We start from the raw sequence: 19,742 nt of genomic DNA on the forward strand, positions 1-19,742 counted from the left end.
ATGCATGGGCCGACACCAAATATCTCATCTACGGTCAGGGAACCATCAACACATCCCTCAACCAATTCGCAAACAGCTACAGCCTAAAGGCAACCGCCGGCTTCAAGGTCAAGTGGTAATGGCTGCGGATAATCCGGCTGAAAACCGCTGGATTCGCTTTATGGACAAAGAACTCAAGATATAATCTGAAATTATAGCGGACAGATTGCATTGGAGAATTTCCAGTAAAAGTGTGAAACGGTTTTGTGTTGCAAAAATGCGATGAAACAAATAATCATGGCAGCTTCGGCGATTCTGTTAAAACTGGAACCGCTTATCTAAAGAAATACTTATAAGTAAATTATTATATTCAAGAAAGCATTTGCGATGGCGAAAAAGTCAATCACAACGATGCGCAGATTGAAACTTGTTCCTAGCACATCTTTATTGGCGCTTATGGTAAGTTCGGCGGTTGCCCACGCAGCTGTCATAAAAATTGACGACCAGACTCTCGACGTGAGTTCGGCGCCCTACAGCGGCACGGGATCATTTATCGTTGGCGATACAGGACAGGCCACGGTTAATATCACGAATGGGCAAACAGCCACGTTGACCGGGACGGGATTGATTACTCCAGGTCAGGTCATTTTCAACGGCGATTCCGGAGCATGGTTTCGGATGGGAAACCAGTCTGGCTCTGTGGGAACGATCAATATTTCGGGCGCAGGTTCAACCCTTAGTTTAGTCTGTAATTCTAATCAACGATGTTTTGATGCCAATCGTATGGAGGCCAACGCCTATATTGGCGGTTTGGGCGCAGGTTATGTTGACGTATCAAACGGCGGATTGACCCAGACAGCCGGGCCTCTTTATGTAGGCTATAATTCCGGGGCGGTAAATGCGAACCCACAGGATTGGTTTAGTCCGGTTCGCTCATCATTTTCCGTCAGGGGGGCAGGCAGCGCTGCGAATGTGGGACCCCTCTATATCGGTAATGCAAGTTTGTCGATTTCCGCAGGAGCTTCTCTCAGTGCCTCCATTCTTTTGGCCGGACCGCTAAAACACTACGAAATTCCAGATGCCGATCTTTATGACATTCATATCTCTGGAGCTGGCACACAGGTTAATTTGACCAATGCGCTGAACCTTTCGAATGGCGGCACGTTCAAATTGGATAGTGGTGCGACACTGACGTCCAATAGTGCAGCTTTCCATAATGAGAACAGTGAAATTTCGGGAGTAGATACACGGCTTGACGTCAGCGGTCGGATTGATGTCGGCGGGGATATTACCCAGTCAGGACAGGGAAGCCTGCTCCGCATTTCCAACGGGGCGATTGTAACAGGCAGTAACTTACGGTTACAAGGAGGCAGCAAGGCAGATTTACAATATGACAGCTTTCGCGCCGCGCGAACCGAAGTTGATATTGATGGCGCTGACACCAGCCTCATCATCGCACAAAAGCTGAGCCTTGGAGGTACCAATGTTATTGAAAGTTCAGATGCTGATCATCGTGGGTTGAACGTTCTCAATATTTCAGACGGCGCATCCCTCCAGGCATCGAATATATCGTTGAACGGCGCGTCCGATCATTGGACTGATGGAACGGCTGGCGCAATCATGCGGGTTGATGGCCCCTCGTCAGCGTTGAAAATCACCGCTGATGATGGTGATATTGTTCTCGGGCAGTCTCCTATTGATCTCCTGGCCGATAATGGCACCACGGTTCTCGGGACCACGGCTGGCGTGGGACAGCTTACCGTTGCGAACGGAGGGATTGTGAGCGCTCCTCAAGTTACGCTGGGCAGTGTTGCCAATACCAAGGGTATTCTCAATATTGGTGGAGCAGAAGTCGGGCAGGCAGAGGCGGGCGGGACCCTTGACGTTGACCGCATTGTCTTTGGGCAAGGCACAGGTACGCTGAACTTCAACACAACGAATGAAACAACAGTGCGTGCCGTCATAAGCGGCAGTGGGGCTATCAATCAGATAGCCGGTACGACGGTATTGACTGCAAATAGTTCTGCGTTTTCTGGAACAGTCAATATCACCGGTGGCACCTTGCAGGTGGGTAATGGCGGGACGAGTGGTATTCTGTCAGCCAACATCAATACCGGAACGGATTCTTCTCATAAAGGTGCCATTGCTTTCAATCGTTCCAATACGTTGATCATTAATCATACCATCAGCGGTACTGGCACGCTTATTCAGATGGGTGCCGGAACAACTGTGCTGACAAAGAGCAACTCCTATTCTGGCGGCACATTGATATTGGACGGCACCCTCTCTGTATCGTCTGACGCCATGATTGGCGCGCCTTCCGGTGGCCTGACGCTGGATGGGGGTACGTTGCAGGTGACAGGCACGGCTTTTATATCGCAGGCGCGCGCTCTGACGTTGGGTGAGCATGGTGGCGGGTTCGACATTGAGGATGCAGGCAATACATTCACCATAGTGCAAACCTTGTCGGGCCAGGGGCGATTGTGGAAACAGGGCGATGGAACCCTGCTTCTGTCGGGTGACAACAGTTTTGCCGGTGGCCTGACAGTTGAGAAGGGAACCGCTCAGGCGGGGGTGGCCGACCATGCCTTCGGCTCCGGTCTTTTGACGGTCAATGACGGTGCGAAGGCGGATCTGGCCAATTTCAATACGATGACAGGCGGACTGGCCGGTGCGGGCCACGTCGCCATGGGTAGCGGTAATCTCACGCTCGATCAGGATTTCGATACGCTGTTTTCCGGCGTGATCGACGGTTCGGGTGCTTTGACCAAGGCCGGTACCGGCACGCTGACATTTTCCGGGACCAACACCTATACGGGCCGGACGATGGTTTCCGGCGGCATCTTGAAACAGGGTGCACAGGGCGCTTTCAGCACATCGTCTTCCGGCTACGAGGTTGCCGCCGACGGCACGCTGGATCTTGGCGGCTTCGATACGACACTGTCCAATCTCGGCAATACGGGGAACGTCAATTTCGGCGGTAATGCCGGTGCGACACTGACCGTAACCGGCAATTATGTGGGGCAGGGCGGCACAGTTGTCCTCAACACGGTGCTGGGCGATGACAATTCCAAGACTGACAGGCTGCATGTGAATGGCGATACGAGCGGCGCGACCGCGCTCAAAGTGAACAATGTCGGCGGCGCAGGTGCTGAGACCAATAATGGCATCGAGGTGGTGGCGGTCGATGGCGCGTCGAACGGCACCTTCTCATTGACCAACGGCTCTCGTACCAAGGATGGCAAGCTGGCTGTGATCGGCGGTGCCTATGCCTATACGTTGCAGCAGGGCGGAGCCAATACGCCCAATGACGGCAACTGGTATCTCGTCAATCACATAAACCAGCCGAATAATCCCGATACGCCGGTTCCACCAAGGCAGCCGCGCTATAGTTCGAGCATTCCGGTTTATCAGGGCTATGTTGAGAACATGCAGGCCCTGAACAGGCTGCCGACCTTGCAGGAACGTGTCGGCAATCGCTACTGGACCGGGGAGAACGGTGACGGCCAGACCAATGGCGCGGTGATTGATAATCGCGGTGTCTGGGCGCGCATCCAGGGGGGGAACAGCCGTCTGGAACCGCAGAGCGTTACCGGCATGAAGCATGAGGTGAACAGCTTTATCATGCAGGCCGGTGTGGATGGTCAGTTTTATGAAGGCGCCACCGGCAAGCTGGTGGCAGGCATCACCGGACAATATGGCCGCGCCTATGGCAATAGCAGTTCGTTCTTCGGGGATGGTTCGATCAATACCAACGCCTGGAGCCTTGGCGCTACCGCCACCTGGTATGGCAATGGCGGTTTTTATGTCGACGGCCAAAGCCAGGTGACATGGTTCGACAATGACCTCTATTCGAAGGATCTCGGCACGGATCTGAAGGACAATGCAAAGGCGACCGGCTATGCTTTGAGTGTGGAAGCGGGCCAGCGCGTGGCGATCGACGACCATTGGGCGCTCACCCCGCAGGCACAGCTCATGTGGTCATCACTCGATGCCAGGACGTTTCAAGACATCAAGAACAATCCCTTCGATCTGGAGGACGGCAACAGCCTTGTTGGCCGCCTCGGCCTTGCCGCCAATTACCGCAATGACTGGAAGGGTGCTGACGGGCTGATGGTCAACACCTCCGTCTATGGCATTGCCAATCTCTACCAGGAATTCCTCGGCGGCACGCGCATCAACGTGGCGGGGGTTGATTTCGACACCGATAATGACCGCACATGGGCCGGTGTCGGTGCTGGCGGAACCTATGCCTGGGCCGACAACAAATATGCGGTCTATGGCGAAGGCTCCATCAACACCTCCCTCAACCATTTCGCTAACAGCTACAGCCTCAAGGCAACCGCCGGCTTCAAGGTCAAGTGGTAGGGGTGGCGTTCCAGCTCAATGGAAGCGCCCGATCCCCTTCTGCGGGGCTATTGTCGAAGGTGCTTCCCATTCAAAGCAATAAAGGGCATGACATGACTGATATCGAACATCTCCACCAGCTGATCCTCAATCTCGCCGCCCGCTTGCAGGCGACGGAGGCAATCGCCAATGCAGCCATCGCCATGGTCTGTGCGACGGACGGCAAGAAGGGTGAGGCGCGCGAAAAATTCCTGAAGGAGACCTTTCCGCTTCTTCTGGTCAATGCCGCCAATGCACCGGCACAGGCGACCCGACCGGAGCTCGATCAATGGATGCGCCAGCGCGAGCAGGATTTTCTCAAGGCCGATCTCGCCAAGATCACGGCGCAGATCGAACAGTTGCGGGGGCAGAATAAGGCCGCCGTCAATTAAGATCGTTAAAGGCGCCATGCCCATTCAAGAACCAAAAGATAACAGAACAGGATATTTCCATGAATTATCGTCATCTGGTTTCGATGACCGCTTTCCTGGCCGCCTCGACCCTTGGTGCTGCGGCGGCTTCCTTGCCCGGTGGTGCCAGCACGCTGACCGAGACCTATCAGGACTGGACCATTGCCTGCCAGGCGCAGAAGGAAACGACCAATTGCACCATGAGCCAGGCGCAGAATTCGTCCCAGACCGGCCAACGTGTCCTGACGGTGGAATTGCGCAATATGGCCGGCGGCAAGACCGAAGGCGTGCTGTTGATGCCGTTCGGGCTGGATCTGGCCAAGGGAGCCAGCCTCAAGATCGACCAGTCAGAAGCGCCGGCGCTCCGCTATTCGACCTGCCTGCCGCAAGGCTGTCTGGCGCCGCTGTCCTTTGATGCCAAGGAAGTGGCAAAGCTGAAAACAGCAGGCAATCTCAACATCACCGCGACGGCGTTGAGCCCCAGTCAGCCAGTGGCCTTCAAGGTCTCGCTCAAGGGCTTCGGCAGCGCGCTCGATCGCATTGCGGCTCTCACGAAATAAGCAGCCCACGGAATTTTCATTCATCGGCCCAATTCGCCGGGCCGGTGAAGGGTGGGGTGAGGCCCGTACTTCACCCCATCCACCCAATCTGCCGACGCCCTCTCATATGGCTTCTGGTTCATGGGTCTGCGAAACCGATCATGGAAGAGATTTCGGGATCAGCGCGCTCCCTGTGTCGGTAGATCGTATTTGCGGGATGGGAAGCGGTTTTAAGCTTCCAGCAGAGACAATTCGGCGAATCTTCCAGCTGGCCCATTGACCGCTGCTGTTTTTACCTTGCAGACAGCTTTTCCATGGAATTGAAGTTCGGGCAATGGGGCGGCAGCCCCCCAGTCTCGCGCTCACCGTTTCAATTGTCTCACATGTTACCCGCCGTTTGATCTGGAAAGATTGTCGAGGATGCCGATACCCTCTGATTTCAATTCCAGAGCGAGAATTCGATCGACATATATTTCGAACCATTTTCCAACGATCGGTCGTAATATGAATGACGCGGGGTACAACCATCCCTACGTTTCATAATCTGGCAACAACCATCCTTGTCTTGCGACGGCTGTGTGGGATGCTCATTCGATCCCGACGGTAGACGGTTTGAATCAGAAACGAACTGATTTGCAAAACCCCTCCGCTGAATTCCGATGAGAAAAACTATAATAGCATCGACCGATGCTGTCCAAGATGCCGAACACATATTGGGAGAGCGCAGCGGGAAGTGGAATTCTATCCAACCTACTGATTTTGAATGATCATTTCAGGCTAAAAGTAAATGGCGGAGAGAGAGGGATTCGAACCCTCGATACGGTTTCCCGTATACACGCGTTCCAGGCGTGCGCCTTCAACCACTCGGCCACCTCTCCGTCTGCCTTGCTGTCGGGAAACCGCATCGCACGGTAAAAACTGACTGCAAACGTGACACCGCTTTTCGAAAAAGGCGTGGTTAATCGCCAACAAGCGTGTGCGGCGCGAATATAGCCAGAAAATGCATATGTTCAACAGCTATTTGCAAGTTTTTGCGTCTAAATCGTCCAGCCTGTGCAAAGAATGCTTTCTAATGACTAACCAATTGAAATTTATAAGTTTATTTTAATCATGCAAATGTCATCCAGCTGGACTTTGAGCCTGACCGGTTCTGTGTGCTATGCTTTAGTGATATCAAAAACACAAATCTTCGGAAGACCGGCCAGCAGACCGGCGCCAAGATGAGGGTAGGAATCCGGGGCGGAGAATCGTGATCCGATTTGTATTGCGTAGTTTTGCGGTTGTCTTTCTGGCTTTGGCTGTGATCTTCGCGATCCTTGACGGCGCGCGCTCCGTGGGCGCGTCGCAGATCATGGCAAAGCCGCTCTTGTCCATGTGGTCACGCAATGCACCCGAGACATTGGCCGATGCGGAAGCGCTCGTGGCGCACTATATAGGGACAGGAGCCTGGAATGCAGTCTGCATTCCGCTGCTTGAGCAGCCGGGCTGGCTGGTTTTCGGCGTCCTCGCCCTTTTATTCTATGCCATGGGGCATCGTCGGGAGCGGCCTCTGGGGCGCTTTACCGCGCGATGAACAGGAGGTGGAAACCATGAGTTTCTTCGACAGCTATCGCAAGAAGATAGAGATGCCTTCGACGGATGAGGCCTTGCCGGGGCGATCAGCGCCGATCCGCACATCCGCCACTCACTTCGTCAATGGTCGTCCGCTGAAGGGGCCATGGCCGGAAGGTCATAAGCAGGTTTTGTTCGGAATGGGCTGTTTCTGGGGCGCGGAGCGTCTGTTCTGGCAGGTGCCGGGCGTTCATGTGACCGCCGTTGGTTATGCAGGCGGTGTGACGCCCAATCCGACTTATGAGGAAACCTGCACGGGCCTCACCGGCCATGCGGAAGTTGTGCTGGTGGTCTATGATCCCAAGGCGGTGAGCCTGGACGCATTGCTGACCCTGTTCTGGGAAGAGCACGACCCAACCCAGGGCATGCGGCAGGGCAACGATATCGGCACGACCTATCGCTCCGTCATCTATACCTTCGATGCGGCTGATCGTGATGTGGCGGAAAAGAGCCGCGAAGCCTATTCGCAGGCGCTTGCCGCCCGTGGCCTCGGCCCGATCACGACCGAAATCGCGGATGCGCCGGTATTTTATTATGCCGAGGATTATCATCAGCAATATCTGGCCAAGAACCCGGACGGCTATTGCGGCCTGCGCGGCACCGGCGTGAGCTGTCCGATCCCGCTTTCGCAATAGCGGACCGTCAGCAACACATCGCGCGGTTTTTGCCGTGCGATGATCTGCCTTTCAGGATCGGCAAGCCGGACGATCTTGCGGGTCGCCTCACCAGTGCGGCGGCTTGGTGACCGGCACGTCCGGCGCGGCCTGTTCTTCCAGTTCCAGAAAGCGGTCGGTCAATGCGCCGAGCTTCCTGGAAAGCTGGTCTATGGTTTTCCACTGTTCGGCCAGGACGGACGACAATTCATCAATCGTCTTTTCCTGTTCAGCGACGCGGATTTCCAGCTCGGTCAGGCGTTTTTCCGTAGACATGGCCGTCGCTCCCTGTGTGCGGCTACGGGCTATTTCGTGCCGTACATGCGGTCGCCGGCGTCGCCGAGGCCGGGCACGATATAGCCCTTTTCATCGAGGCGCTCATCGATGGAGGCCGTGAACACGTCGACATCCGGATGGGCCTCGGTAAAGCGCTTGATGCCTTCGGGCGCGGCCAGCAGGCACAGGAAGCGGATATTGGTCGCGCCGCGCTCCTTCAGCTTGTCGATGGCCGCGATTGCCGAATGTCCGGTGGCCAGCATCGGGTCGACCACGATGATGAGGCGGTTGACGATGTCTTCCGGCGCCTTGAAGTAATATTCGACCGGCTGCAATGTGTCATGATCGCGGTAGAGGCCGATATGGGCCACGCGCGCGGCGGGCACCAGATCGAGCATGCCTTCCAGAAGGCCATTGCCCGCGCGCAGGATCGAGGCGAAGACGAGCTTCTTGCCTTCCAGAACCGGCGCTTCCATCGGCATCAAGGGCGTTTCGATCGGCATGGTGGTCAGTTCGAGATCGCGCGTCACTTCATAGCAGAGCAGCAGCGAGATTTCCTTCAGCAACCGCCGGAAGCTGGCCGTGGACGTTTCCTTCTTGCGCATAATGGTGAGCTTGTGCTGGACAAGCGGATGGCTGACAACTGTAACGCCCATGATCTTTCCACTTTTCTTGTTTTCTTTATTGAATTTAACGGCAGTTTGCGCCGGAGAAAACGCGTGGCGATCGCGCACGCACAGTTTTATGTCTCTTTGGCCATTTTTCGGCGTCAACGCAAGCCGGTTCGATGGCCATGATCACAAAAGGGCTAGTGACAGGAGGTCTGTGCTTGTATCGTTCGACACAAGCTTTATATGCATAACCGAAATTGTTTTCGTCTTAATATTCAAAAGCAGGATGAGCTATGAGCCAGCAGAACGGCAATGCGGACCGCGTGGGCGCACAAGGTGGCATGGAGCATTCATTCGGCTTCAAGGCGGTGGACGAAAACGAAAAGCAGGGCCTGGTCAACGACGTTTTTCATAAGGTCGCCAGCAAGTACGACGTGATGAACGATCTCATGTCGGCGGGCATGCACCGTGTCTGGAAAGATGCGATGATCGCATGGCTGGCGCCATCGAAGCGCCCCGGCTGGACCTCGCTCGACGTTGCCGGCGGCACCGGCGATATTGCGTTTCGCATTGTCGAGGCCTCCAACCGTCAGGCTCATGTCACCATTCTCGATATCAACGGCTCGATGCTGGGTGTGGGGCGCGATCGCGCCATCAAGAAGGGGCTTATCGACAATCTCGAATTCGTCGAGGCCAATGCCGAGGAACTGCCTTTCGAGGATAACAGCTTCGATGCCTATACGATTGCCTTCGGCATTCGCAATGTGCCGCATATCGACAAGGCGCTGTCGGAAGCCTATCGCGTGCTGAAGCCGGGCGGGCGTTTCCTGTGCCTCGAATTTTCGGAAGTTGAACTGCCGGTTCTCGACAAGGTCTATGACCAGTGGTCGTTCCACGCCATTCCGCGCATCGGCAAGATGATTACCGGCGATGCCGATTCCTACAGCTATCTGGTCGAATCGATCCGCAAATTCCCCAAGCAGCAGGATTTTGCCGCGATGATCGAAAAGGCCGGTTTCGAGCGCGTGAGCTATCGCAATTTTACCGGCGGCATTGCCGCGCTTCATTCCGGCTGGAAGCTTTGATTGTGCCTGTGATGAATTGGGCTCAGAAACGGGACATCGAGGCATGAGCAATCTTTCCGCCGCTCTCCGGCTGATGCGGGCCGGATGGATTTTGACGCGCGAAGGTGTCATCAGCGCGCTTCCCGTGGAGGGGCTTTCCGGCCTTCCGGCGTTCGGGCACAGGATTGCCGGTTTTCTGGCGCGTCCGCGCGCGCGTCAGATGCAGCGTTCCGAGCGCATGTCGCGGGCCATGAACAAGCTTGGCCCGTCCTATGTGAAGCTCGGCCAGTTCCTGGCCACGCGGCCCGATATTGTCGGGCGCGATGTCGCCGCCGATCTCGAACTTTTGCAGGACAGGCTCGATTTCTTCCCGCAGGCCGATGCGGTTGCCGCCATTGAAGCTTCGCTTGGCCGCAAGATCGATGATCTTTACCTGCAATTCGACGCGCCGATTGCCGCCGCTTCGATGGCGCAGGTGCATCCTGCCGAAATCATGAAGGACGGATCGCGCAAGAAGGTCGCGGTCAAGGTCATTCGGCCGGGCGTTCGCCAGCGTTTTGCCCGTGACCTTGAGGGTTTCTACATGGTCGCGCGCATGCAGGAGCGCCATGTGCCCTTCGCGCGCCGTCTGCGCCCGGTTCAGGTTGTCGAGACATTGCAGCAGACGACGCGCATCGAGATGGATCTGCGGCTTGAAGCGGCAGCGCTTTCCGAGATCGCCGAAAACATCAAGGGCGATGCCGGTTTTCGCGTTCCGCAGGTGGACTGGGAGCGCACGGGCCGCGACGTGCTGACGCTTGAATGGATCGACGGCATCAAGATGTCGGATATTTCCGCGCTGGAGGCTGCCGGTTTCGACCTCAAGAAGCTTGCCGAAACGCTGATCCAGTCCTTCCTGCGCCATACGCTGCGCGATGGTTTTTTCCATGCCGACATGCATCCGGGCAATCTGTTCGTGGATCATCAGGGGGTGATCGTTGCGGTCGATTTCGGCATTACCGGGCGGCTCAACAAGCAGCAGCGGCGCTTTCTTGCTGAAATTCTCTATGGCTTCATCACCCGCGATTATATGCGCGTGGCGGAAGTGCATTTCGAGGCGGGCTATGTGCCGCACACGCATGATGTGGCGAGCTTTGCGCAGGCCATCCGCGCCATTGGCGAGCCGATCCATGGCCAGCCGGCGGAAACCATTTCCATGGCGAAGCTTTTGACGCTTCTGTTCGAAGTGACCGAGCTTTTCGATATGGAAACCCGGCCTGAGCTTTTGATGTTGCAGAAGACCATGGTGGTGGTGGAGGGGGTGTCGCGCACGCTCGATCCGCATTTCAACATGTGGAAGGCAGCCGAACCGGTCGTCGGCGACTGGATCGCCAAAAATCTCGGGCCGCAGGGCATGTTGCTTGACGCGAAGGACAGCGCTTACGCGCTGCTGCATTTCACGCGCAAGACGCCGGAACTCGTGGCGCGTGTGGAGCGTGTTTCGGTTGCGCTGGACGATATGGCTGCCAACGGCTTGCGCTTCGACGCGGCGACGGCGGAAGCCATCGGTCAGGCCGAAGCGCGCCATTCACGTTGGGGGCGCATTGCGCAGGGCGTGATTGCGATTGCGCTCGCGGCGATAGCGATCAAGCTCTATATCTGGCTGTGAAACTATTCTCTTTTGAGAGGTCGGCGACACATGGCATTGCTGGACGGTAAGCGCATCCTTCTCATCATCGGCGGCGGCATTGCCGCCTACAAGACACCGGATCTCATTCGCCGTCTGCGTGAGCGCGGCGCGCATGTGCGCCCGCTGATGACGGCTGCGGCGCAGCAATTCGTGACGCCGCTGACCATCGGCGCGGTCTCCGCCGATCATGTCTTTACCGATCTGTTTTCGCGCGAGGATGAGCAGGATGTCGGCCATATCCGGCTTGCCCGCGATGCGGAGCTGATTGTTGTCGCCCCCGCAACGGCCGACCTGATGGCCAAGATGGCGAATGGGCTTGCGGATGATCTTGCAAGCGCTGTGCTATTGGCCCGCAAGGTTCCGCTGCTGATTGCGCCCGCCATGAACCCGGCCATGTGGGACAATCCCGCGACAAAACGCAACCGCCTGACGCTCGAAAAGGATGGCGTTCGCTTCATCGGGCCGGAAAAGGGCGAGATGGCGGAAAGCGGCGAAGCGGGAACAGGCCGCATGAGCGAGCCGCTGGCGATTGTCGCGGCGATCGAAAACCTGCTGGCGCCGCAGGCAAGGCCGCTTGCGGGCAAAACCATCGTCATGACCTCAGGCCCCACGCATGAGCCGATCGATCCGGTGCGCTATATCGCCAACCGTTCGTCGGGCAAGCAGGGCCATGCCATTGCGGCAGCGCTGGCGCGGCTTGGCGCGACGGTGCATCTGGTGTCCGGTCCTGTCACTCTTCCCGATCCTGAAGGCGTCGACGTCATCCATGTCGAGACGGCGCGCGAGATGCAGGCGGCGGTCGAGCGGCATCTGCCCGCCGATGCGGCGGTGATGGTTGCAGCGGTTGCCGACTGGCGCACGGCCAATGAAGCCGGGCAGAAGATCAAGAAAAAGCCCGGCGAAGGCGCGCCGACGCTTGCCATGGTCGAGAACCCCGACATTCTGGCCGGTGTCGGCCATAGCGACAGGCGCCCGGCGCTGGTTGTCGGCTTTGCTGCCGAAACGCAGGACGTGGCCGAAAATGCGAGAGCCAAACTTGAAAAGAAGGGCGCGGACTGGATCGTCGCCAATGATGTTTCGCATGTTCCGGGCGCGGGCAGCGTGATGGGCGGCGACCGCAACCGGGTTCGCATCCTCAGCCATTCCGGCATCGAGGAATGGCCGGAAATGAGCAAGGAAGAGGTGGCTGAAAAGCTGGCGGAGAAGATTGCCGCCAGCCTCTGCGCGCCGGATCAAACCTTGTCGCGGACCTGATAGTCCTTGACGGTGGCGAAGCGGATATCCTTCCAGCGTTCGGCCTCGTAATTGAGCGAGAAGCCGTTCTGGGCAAGAAAGACCGGATCGTGGTCGAGATCATGCGCGATATCGGCACGATGGGCGGCGATGAAGCGGTCCAGTTCGGCCGGATTGTCGGCGGAAATCCACCGGCAGACCGAGAAGCGCGACATTTCAAAGCCGACCGGCAGTGAATATTCGACCTTCAGGCGTTCGGTCAGCACGTCGATCTGAAGTGCGCCGACAACGCCGACAATGGCCGGCGAACCGTCGTCCGGCACGAAAAGCTGCACCACGCCTTCCTCGGCCATCTGCTGCAATGCTTCACGCAGCTTCTTGGCTTTCATCGCGTCGTCGAGGCGCACGCGGCGCAGGATTTCCGGCGCGAAATTCGGCACGCCACGGAACAGGATATCCTCGCCCTCGGTCAGCGTGTCGCCGATGCGCAGCGTGCCATGGTTCGGAATGCCGACCACGTCGCCCGCAAAGGCCTCGTCGGCGATCTGGCGCGAGCGCGCAAAGAAGAATTGCGGCGCCGACAGGCTCATTGGTTTCCCGGTGCGCACCAGCTTTGCCTTCATGCCGCGCGAAAGCTTGCCCGAGCAGACGCGCAGGAATGCGATGCGGTCGCGGTGGTTCGGGTCCATATTGGCCTGAATCTTGAACACGAAGCCGGTCATCTTGTCTTCGGTCGCCGCCACCATGCGGGTATCGGCCTGCTGGTCGCGCGGGCTTGGGCCGAAATCGCAAAAAGCTTCGATCAGGTCGCGCACGCCGTAATTCTTCAGCGCCGAGCCGAAATAAACCGGGGTCATATGGCCTTCGCGGAAGGAGGCGAGATCGAACGGACGACAGACGCCGCGCGCCAGTTCCACCCCTTCCAGCCAGGCTTCGCGTTCGTTTTCCGGCAGGAGCTTCGCGGCTTCTTCCGGGCCGTTTACTTTGGTCGGCTGCTCTTCATTGTCCTGACGGCGCATCGTGTCGCTGTGGAGGTCGAATGTGCCTGCAAAGCTCTTGCCGGAGCCGATGGGCCAGGTGATCGGGGCCGTGTCGAGCGCCAGCTTTTCCTCGATCTCGTCGAGGGTTTCCAGCGGGTCGCGCGCTTCGCGGTCCATCTTGTTGACGAAGGTGACGATGGGAATGTCGCGCATACGGCAGACTTCGAACAGTTTCAGCGTGCGCGGCTCGATGCCCTTGGCGGCGTCGATGACCATGACGGCGCTGTCCACCGCCGTCAGCGTGCGATAGGTGTCGTCGGCAAAATCTTCGTGGCCCGGCGTGTCGAGCAGGTTGAAGATGCAGTCCTTGTATTCGAAGGTCATCACCGAGGTGACGACGGAAATGCCGCGATCGCGCTCGATGTTCATCCAGTCCGAACGGGTCTGGATGCGGTCCTTCTTGGCCTTCACCTCACCGGCGAGCTGGATGGCGCCGCCGAACAGCAGCAGCTTTTCGGTCAGCGTGGTCTTACCGGCGTCCGGATGCGCGATGATCGCGAATGTGCGGCGCTTGGAAACGGGATGGTCAGCGGGCATGAATTAACTCGTGATGGCGAAATGTTGGGCTGCGCGTGAAAGCGCGCCGCGAAGATGCTGGGCAGCATCTAGCAGGACTTGGCCGAAAGGTCGAGTTCAAATGAAAAAGCGGCGCAGTACGCGCCGCCCAGTATGCGCCGCCCAGTACGCGCCGCCTTGTCGGTACAGTGCGATGCTTACCGGCTCTTGATGCCAAGGCCGAAGGCAATGAAGGACCAGCCCTGGAAGATCAGGTCGATCGCCAGGAAAAGGCCGAGAATGAAGAGGCTGTTGACCGGCCATTGCATGGCGATGATGATGCCGAGCAGCAGCGTGATGACACCAGCCGCCACGATCCAGCCCCAGCCCGCGGACGGTTTCGACTTGAAGCCCATCCAGATGCGGAAGGCGCCGGAACCGATCAGCGCCGCCGCCAGAAGGAAGGTCAGCACACCCGCCGCCAGTCCCGGATTGACGAAGGCGACGATGCCGGCTGCGGTATAGAGCAGGCCGCTCAGGAGCCAGAAGAAGAAGCTGCCCCAGCTCTTGACGCCGAAAGCGTGAATGATCTCGATGACGCCGCCGATCAGCATCATCAGACCGACATAGTAGACCGAGACCACGGTGGCCAGGACGAGATTGCCGAAGGCGATGCCTCCGAGGATCAGCAGCGCCACCCCAAGGGCGACGAACCATCCCCATTTGCTGGAAAGTTCCTTTGGAAAGGTCGGCCGGTCGAAATCATTATGAGCAGTTGCCATAGGTCGTTCCTCAAATGTTCATGTCTTGGGAGCTATATAAGGCATGTCCGAAATTTGACTAGTCTATCACAATAGTTGCATTCTTCATAATACTGGTTGCAAATGGCGGTTTATCCCCGTTCAGGTGCCGGATAACCTTGTATTTCACTGCGGTCCGGGGAAATCCGCGCCTGCCGAGTTTGTGCCCACCATGGGCGGGGCGGTGTCGCGGCTACTGTTCGTTCGGTCTCAGGCGCATTATATCTCTTTGCTATTGCAGTCGTTTTCCGCTTAAAGTTCGTGTGATGCTCGATCTCGTTTCCCACTACTGGCCGCATATCCTGTTCGTCCTTTCGGGCGTTCTGGGCGCAATTGCCGCCATTCACGCGACCATGACGAAGGAAGAGGTGCGCACCGCCATCGGCTGGGTCGGCGTGATCGTGCTGTCGCCCATCGTGGGGGCGGTGGTCTATGCCATTGCGGGGGTAAACCGCATCCGGCGCTCGACGCTCACCCAGCAGCGCGCCAGCATGGGCAGGATCGCGCTCTATCACCTGTCGCATTTCGACACGACGAACGATCTGGTGCGCGCCGCCTTCGGGCGCCAGTTCGGCGCGATGAAGATATTGGGCGATGCGGTCAGCCTCTATGATTTCACCAGCAGCAACAGCATCGAGATGCTGGAAACGGGCGACGAGGCCTATGCCGCGATGCTCGACGCCATTGGCCGGGCCGAGCGCAGCATCATGCTGGAAACCTATATTTTCGACCGCGACGGCATCGGCGAAAAATTTGCCGATGCGCTTGGCGATGCGGTCCGGCGCGGCGTGGAAGTGCGCGTGCTGGTCGATGCGGTCGGCGCGCGCTATTCCTTTCCGAGCATCGTCAAGCTTTTGAAGGACAAGGGCGTCGCCGTCGATGTGTTCAACGGCAATATCATCATCGGGCTGCGCCTGCCTTATGCGAATTTGCGCACCCACCGCAAGATTCTCATCGTCGACGGCAGGCTCGCCTTTACCGGCGGCATGAACATTCGCGCCGGGTTCGTGCGCGCGATAGCGGGCGATGCGGTTGCCCTCGATACGCATTTCAGGCTGCAAGGCCCGGCAATTGCCGATCTCTTTCATATCGCCTCCGAGGACTGGCGCTTTGCGACCGGCGAACTTTTGACCGGCGAGGCCTGGAAGATCGCGCCGCCGGAGCACCCGCCGGGAACGGGAACGCTGGTGCGTGTCGTCGGTTCAGGCCCCGACCGGAATGTGGAAACCAACCATCGCATGATGATGGGCGCCTTCTCGATTGCCGAGCAGCATATCCTCATCATGACGCCCTATCTTCTGCCGGACCGCGAGTTGATCAGCGCGCTGGTGACGGCGGCGCGGCGCGGCGTGTCGGTGGATATCGTCGTGCCGGGCGTCAACAATCTGAAGCTGGTGGACCGCGCCATGCGCGCCCAGTTCGACCAACTCCTGAAGGATGGCTGCCGCATCTGGCGGGCGGGCGGCGCTTTCAATCATTCAAAGCTGATGACCATCGACGGCGCATGGTCCTATGTCGGATCGTCCAATATCGATCCGCGCTCGCTGCGGCTCAATTTCGAGGTCGATCTTGAAATCCTCGACCGCGATGTGGCGCGCCGGGTGGAGGAGCGTATCGGCAAGGTGATCGAGGGAAGCCGCGAGGTCAATCTCGCGCGCCTGAACAGCCGGCCATTCCTTGAGCGCCTGCTGGACCGGATTATATGGCTGGGTTCGCCCTATCTCTGATAGGGGCGCTATATTTCAGCGCTTTTCGACGCCATTTCGGGATTGTGGCTTTCCAGAAGCTCCATGGCTGTTCTCAGGTCCAGATGCGCCTTGATGGGCAGGTGATCGGATGCCAGGCGCGCCAGCGGCGTGTTGTGCACCTCAACCGATGTAACCAGATTGTGCGGTGCGCCCAGCACGCGATCCAGCGCAAAAACCGGAAAGCGCGAGGGAAAGCTCGGGACGGCGGTTGCCACATGGTTGAATGTCGGCATGAGGGCTGCCAGTGAGGAGCGCTTGCCGACGCGCCATTCGTTGAGGTCGCCGATCAAGAGCGTCGGCAGCGTATCCGCCTCCTGCAGGGCACCGAGAATGCTCTCGGCCTGCTGCTCGCGGGAGCGCTTCAGAAGACCCAGATGCGCGGCGATGATGCGCAAGGGGCCAGCCGGAAACTGCAAGTCTGCGACCAGCGCGCCGCGCGGCTCCACGCCGGGCAGGGTGAGCTGCTGCACATTGCGCACCACGCCTTCGCGGAACAAAAGCACATTGCCGTGCCAGCCGTGGCCCTTGGGCATCGTGGCGGTGATGGGAACGGGAACAAGCCCATGGCGGCGTTCGAGCAGACCCAGATCGAGCAGGCCGGACCGCTCGCCGAAACGCCTGTCGGCCTCCTGCAAGGCGATCACATCCGCGTCGATCTCGCTGATGACTTCAGCCGTGCGCTGCGGATTGAACTGCTTGTCGATCCCGATGCATTTGTGGACATTGTAGGATGCAATGACGATATCACCGCCGGTAATATTGGCGTTGAGCGGCCTGTAACCCGGCCTGTTGCGGATGGCCGTCAAAATGGATTTCGATATCCGGTTTGGTTCTTTCTTCTTCAGCACCCGTTATTCACCCGTCAAATTAATAGGTCCTGAGCCTGGAATATGGGCCGGTGCGATAAACCGGCAACCGGTCTCTATATAGGCAGATTGTATATCTGTTTGAATAGCAATTCCCTACACAATCCGGCGATCTGTGGTGCTGAACACGATACCTGTTGATGGTTGCCTGGCTTTACCGCGCAATGAAGCGGACCAGCCTGTCCGTGAAACCGGTATAGGGCGGCCTGATGAGATCGCTCGGCGCCGGGGCATATTTGGTCAGGACCGGCATGGCCTTGGAAAAGGTGAGAAAACCGTCATGGCCGTGATACTGGCCCATGCCGCTTGCGCCCACCCCGCCGAAAGGCAGGTCGCCGCAGGCGAAATGATAGAGCGTATCGTTGACGCAGACGCCGCCGGCAACGATGCTGCCGAGCATCATTTCAGTTTCCGCCGTGTTGTCGCTGAAGCAGTATAGCGCCAGCGGACGGTCAAGCAGCAGGACATGGGCGATAGCCTCGTCCAGCAGGCGATAGCTGACGACCGGCAGAAGCGGCCCGAAAATCTCCTCCCGCATGATCGCGCTGTCTTTGGCCGGTTCCAGCACGAGTGCTGGCGCCATTGATCGCGGCTGGGCGGTCCGTGGCAGAAGTTCGATGATGGCCTCGCTCCTCTCTGCCGCATCGGCCAGCAGTTTCGACAGCCGTGCTTCCTGCGCGTCGTTGATGATCGTCGTGCGGTCCTTTTCCGCCGATGCGCCGCCGTAGCGCGCCTCCATCTCGGCACGCAGAAGGCTCACGAATTCGTCGCGCCGGCTGTGATGGATCAGCACATAATCCGGCGCGATGCAGGTCTGTCCGGCATTGAAGAATTTTCCGGTCGCGATTGCGCGGGCGGCGCGCTTGAGGTTGGCGTTCTCGCTGACGATGGCGGGCGATTTGCCGCCGAGTTCAAGCGTCACAGGCGTCAGGTTCTGTGCCGCCGCCGCCATGATCTTGCGCCCGACGGCGGTGGAGCCGGTGAAGAAGAGATGGTCGAAGGGCAGCGCCGAAAATTGCGCGGAAAGCGACGCATCCCCCAGCGCCACGGCAACACGATCCTCCGGGAACACTTCGGCGAGCAGGCCTTGCAGGAATGCGGCGGTGCGCGGCGTGTGTTCGGACGGTTTCAGGAAAACATGGTTTCCGGCTGCGATTGCCGCGACAAGCGGGGCCAGCGCCAGATTGACCGGATAGTTCCACGGCGCGATGACCCCCACCACGCCCAGCGGCACATAGCGGATTTCGGCCTTGGCGGGCCACATTTTCCAGCCGGCCTTGCGGCGTTTCAGTTTCATCCAGCGCTTGAGATTGTGCAGGGCATCGTCGATTTCGGCAAAGACGATACTGGCCTCGGCGAGCAGGGTTTCATGCCGCGACCGGTTGCCGAAATCCGCGCCGATGGCTTTCGCCATTTCATCCAGCCGCGCTTCAAGCCTTTCACGCAGGCGTTTCAGGTCGTCCAGACGCTGTTCATAGGCGGGGCGGTCGGCCAGCCATGCCTGACGCAGGCGCTGGAATGCGGTTTGCAGGGCCTGTTCTTCAGTCGCCATAGGCAAAATTCTCCGTCGACCGGGCAAAAAGGAACTGCGCCGCATAATAGGTTGCAAGCACCCACAGGCCATTGAGGGGAATGTCGAGGCTGAACCGCCCGAAGGCCAGCAGCGTGTCGCTTGCCATGAAAAAGAGGCCGCCTGCCGCGGCAAGCCAGGCGGCATAGCGCTGCGGGGTTTCCGGCGTGGTGCCGAGCGCGCGGCTCATGGCCTGTGCGGCCATGATGCCGAGGGCGGCGGCATAGATGATGACCGGGATTTTCATGGGCGTCGGCAGCGACGGCCAGAGACCGGCTATGATGGCGCAGGCGACGATGGCGAAAAGGACGAAGACGCCCTTATGCGCGGCAAAGCGCGCATGGCGGCAAAGCGCGTAGATATAGGCGCAATGGGTGATGAGAAAGCAGATCAGGCCCGCCAGAAAATAATCGCCGGGCAGCATCAGGAAAAAATCACCGAGGGCGGCAAAGGCCAGGCCGAAGGCGACCGCAAGGCCATAGGATTTCGATTGGGGGCGCGGGGCACAAAGAACGGCTGCCAGCAGCAGCAGCGTCGCAGTCGGCTTGGTCAGATAATGCAGCCAGCGCCAGATGGAATCCTCGCCGCCATAGCGCATGAGACTGCCCGCAATGGCGCAGGCCGCGCAGACCAGAAACAGGCCGTAAAGCGTTCTGTTTCTGCCGAATTCCAGCAAGCCTTTCCGGCGCATGGTCGCTCCCTGTCATGATATTTGCAGGCAATGAAATTAAGTAAAAGGCAGGGGATTGTGCCGTCAATCGCAAGTCTTGCGCAATAGGCACAATGCATAGG

Annotated in this window: 16 protein-coding genes and 1 tRNA gene; 9 read left to right on the forward strand and 8 right to left on the reverse strand. The window is 58.4% G+C overall.

Annotated features, from left to right (window positions below; genetic code table 11):
- Positions 1-366 precede the first annotated feature (366 nt).
- From AVM02_RS18525 to AVM02_RS18535, 3 genes are all read left to right on the forward strand, one after another.
- On the forward strand, positions 367-4,347 hold the full coding sequence (locus AVM02_RS18525; RefSeq protein WP_411508377.1) for an autotransporter outer membrane beta-barrel domain-containing protein: 3,981 nt from the start codon (positions 367-369) through the stop codon (positions 4,345-4,347).
- Positions 4,348-4,439: 92 nt separating this feature from the next.
- Complete coding sequence (locus tag AVM02_RS18530; RefSeq protein ID WP_411508527.1) at positions 4,440-4,757, forward strand: hypothetical protein; 318 nt, start codon at positions 4,440-4,442, stop codon at positions 4,755-4,757.
- A 59-nt stretch (positions 4,758-4,816) separates the two neighbouring features.
- The gene (locus tag AVM02_RS18535) at positions 4,817-5,335 is read left to right on the forward strand and encodes an invasion associated locus B family protein (protein ID WP_411508378.1); all 519 of its coding nucleotides are present in this window, start codon (positions 4,817-4,819) and stop codon (positions 5,333-5,335) included.
- 767 nt (positions 5,336-6,102) lie between these two features.
- Here the strand turns inward: AVM02_RS18535 and AVM02_RS18540 are convergent.
- Positions 6,103-6,192, reverse strand: a tRNA-Ser gene (locus AVM02_RS18540).
- A gap of 371 nt (positions 6,193-6,563) precedes the next feature.
- On the opposite strand from AVM02_RS18540, the gene AVM02_RS18545 reads away from it, so the two are divergent.
- Both AVM02_RS18545 and msrA read left to right on the forward strand, forming a co-directional pair.
- Positions 6,564-6,887, forward strand: coding sequence for a hypothetical protein (locus AVM02_RS18545; RefSeq protein WP_411508379.1), 324 nt, complete (start codon positions 6,564-6,566; stop codon positions 6,885-6,887).
- 16 nt (positions 6,888-6,903) lie between these two features.
- A complete protein-coding gene (gene msrA / locus AVM02_RS18550) occupies positions 6,904-7,560 on the forward strand; it encodes a peptide-methionine (S)-S-oxide reductase MsrA (RefSeq protein WP_411508380.1) in 657 nt (218 codons plus the stop codon).
- Positions 7,561-7,647: 87 nt separating this feature from the next.
- Here the strand turns inward: msrA and AVM02_RS18555 are convergent, their stop codons facing one another.
- Together AVM02_RS18555 and upp are read right to left on the reverse strand one after the other, a co-directional pair.
- The gene (locus AVM02_RS18555; RefSeq protein ID WP_411508381.1) at positions 7,648-7,854 is read right to left on the reverse strand and encodes a SlyX family protein; all 207 of its coding nucleotides are present in this window, start codon (positions 7,852-7,854) and stop codon (positions 7,648-7,650) included.
- Positions 7,855-7,883: 29 nt separating this feature from the next.
- Positions 7,884-8,510: a uracil phosphoribosyltransferase gene (gene upp / locus AVM02_RS18560; protein ID WP_162929751.1), complete on the reverse strand. Its 627-nt coding sequence runs from the start codon at positions 8,508-8,510 to the stop codon at positions 7,884-7,886.
- Between the two features lie 248 nt (positions 8,511-8,758).
- Here upp and ubiE point away from each other — a divergent pair, with 248 nt between their 5' ends.
- From ubiE to coaBC, 3 genes are read left to right on the forward strand one after another with little or no spacing between them, the layout of a single operon-like run.
- Positions 8,759-9,550 (forward strand): bifunctional demethylmenaquinone methyltransferase/2-methoxy-6-polyprenyl-1,4-benzoquinol methylase UbiE, encoded by a 792-nt coding sequence (gene ubiE / locus AVM02_RS18565; protein WP_411508382.1) that lies wholly within the window; start codon positions 8,759-8,761, stop codon positions 9,548-9,550.
- A 43-nt stretch (positions 9,551-9,593) separates the two neighbouring features.
- The gene (ubiB, locus tag AVM02_RS18570; RefSeq protein WP_411508383.1) at positions 9,594-11,177 is read left to right on the forward strand and encodes a 2-polyprenylphenol 6-hydroxylase; all 1,584 of its coding nucleotides are present in this window, start codon (positions 9,594-9,596) and stop codon (positions 11,175-11,177) included.
- Positions 11,178-11,207: 30 nt separating this feature from the next.
- Positions 11,208-12,452, forward strand: a complete 1,245-nt coding sequence (gene coaBC / locus AVM02_RS18575) for a bifunctional phosphopantothenoylcysteine decarboxylase/phosphopantothenate--cysteine ligase CoaBC (RefSeq protein WP_411508384.1) — start codon at positions 11,208-11,210, stop codon at positions 12,450-12,452.
- Here coaBC and AVM02_RS18580 read toward each other — a convergent pair.
- Positions 12,431-14,008, reverse strand: a complete 1,578-nt coding sequence (locus AVM02_RS18580; protein ID WP_411508385.1) for a peptide chain release factor 3 — start codon at positions 14,006-14,008, stop codon at positions 12,431-12,433. The genes coaBC and AVM02_RS18580 overlap by 22 nt on opposite strands.
- A gap of 176 nt (positions 14,009-14,184) precedes the next feature.
- The gene (locus tag AVM02_RS18585; protein WP_411508386.1) at positions 14,185-14,748 is read right to left on the reverse strand and encodes an HdeD family acid-resistance protein; all 564 of its coding nucleotides are present in this window, start codon (positions 14,746-14,748) and stop codon (positions 14,185-14,187) included.
- Positions 14,749-15,032: 284 nt separating this feature from the next.
- Here AVM02_RS18585 and AVM02_RS18590 point away from each other — a divergent pair, with 284 nt between their 5' ends.
- Entirely contained in the window at positions 15,033-16,493 is a 1,461-nt protein-coding gene (locus AVM02_RS18590) for a phospholipase D-like domain-containing protein (RefSeq protein WP_411508387.1), read from the forward strand.
- Positions 16,494-16,501: 8 nt separating this feature from the next.
- Here the strand turns inward: AVM02_RS18590 and AVM02_RS18595 are convergent, their stop codons facing one another.
- The 3 genes from AVM02_RS18595 to AVM02_RS18605 form a co-directional block, all read right to left on the reverse strand.
- Positions 16,502-17,362 carry an endonuclease/exonuclease/phosphatase family protein gene (locus AVM02_RS18595; protein ID WP_411508388.1) on the reverse strand — a complete coding sequence of 287 codons (861 nt, stop codon included), beginning with the start codon at positions 17,360-17,362 and terminating at the stop codon, positions 16,502-16,504.
- Positions 17,363-17,534: 172 nt separating this feature from the next.
- Positions 17,535-18,932, reverse strand: coding sequence for a coniferyl aldehyde dehydrogenase (locus AVM02_RS18600; RefSeq protein WP_411508389.1), 1,398 nt, complete (start codon positions 18,930-18,932; stop codon positions 17,535-17,537).
- Entirely contained in the window at positions 18,922-19,641 is a 720-nt protein-coding gene (locus AVM02_RS18605) for a lysoplasmalogenase (protein ID WP_411508390.1), read from the reverse strand. The genes AVM02_RS18600 and AVM02_RS18605 overlap by 11 nt, the downstream gene beginning before the upstream one ends.
- Positions 19,642-19,742 lie beyond the last annotated feature (101 nt).

It is taken from the genome of Brucella anthropi (genome assembly GCF_046630315.1).
GTDB lineage: Bacteria > Pseudomonadota > Alphaproteobacteria > Rhizobiales > Rhizobiaceae > Brucella > Brucella anthropi_A.

Bases quoted from the DNA above. Each gene is read 5' to 3' on its own strand.
- AVM02_RS18590 (WP_411508387.1), top strand. From the start codon at position 15,033: ATGCTCGATCTCGTTTCCCACTACTGGCCGCATATCCTGTTCGTCCTT.
- AVM02_RS18535 (WP_411508378.1), top strand. From the start codon at position 4,817: ATGAATTATCGTCATCTGGTTTCGATGACCGCTTTCCTGGCCGCCTCG.
- AVM02_RS18525 (WP_411508377.1), top strand. From the start codon at position 367: ATGGCGAAAAAGTCAATCACAACGATGCGCAGATTGAAACTTGTTCCT.
- msrA (WP_411508380.1), top strand. From the start codon at position 6,904: ATGAGTTTCTTCGACAGCTATCGCAAGAAGATAGAGATGCCTTCGACG.
- upp (WP_162929751.1), bottom strand. From the start codon at position 8,510: ATGGGCGTTACAGTTGTCAGCCATCCGCTTGTCCAGCACAAGCTCACC.
- AVM02_RS18600 (WP_411508389.1), bottom strand. From the start codon at position 18,932: ATGGCGACTGAAGAACAGGCCCTGCAAACCGCATTCCAGCGCCTGCGT.
- AVM02_RS18605 (WP_411508390.1), bottom strand. From the start codon at position 19,641: ATGCGCCGGAAAGGCTTGCTGGAATTCGGCAGAAACAGAACGCTTTAC.
- ubiE (WP_411508382.1), top strand. From the start codon at position 8,759: ATGAGCCAGCAGAACGGCAATGCGGACCGCGTGGGCGCACAAGGTGGC.
- ubiB (WP_411508383.1), top strand. From the start codon at position 9,594: ATGAGCAATCTTTCCGCCGCTCTCCGGCTGATGCGGGCCGGATGGATT.
- AVM02_RS18580 (WP_411508385.1), bottom strand. From the start codon at position 14,008: ATGCCCGCTGACCATCCCGTTTCCAAGCGCCGCACATTCGCGATCATC.
- AVM02_RS18555 (WP_411508381.1), bottom strand. From the start codon at position 7,854: ATGTCTACGGAAAAACGCCTGACCGAGCTGGAAATCCGCGTCGCTGAA.
- AVM02_RS18530 (WP_411508527.1), top strand. From the start codon at position 4,440: ATGACTGATATCGAACATCTCCACCAGCTGATCCTCAATCTCGCCGCC.
- coaBC (WP_411508384.1), top strand. From the start codon at position 11,208: ATGGCATTGCTGGACGGTAAGCGCATCCTTCTCATCATCGGCGGCGGC.
- AVM02_RS18585 (WP_411508386.1), bottom strand. From the start codon at position 14,748: ATGGCAACTGCTCATAATGATTTCGACCGGCCGACCTTTCCAAAGGAA.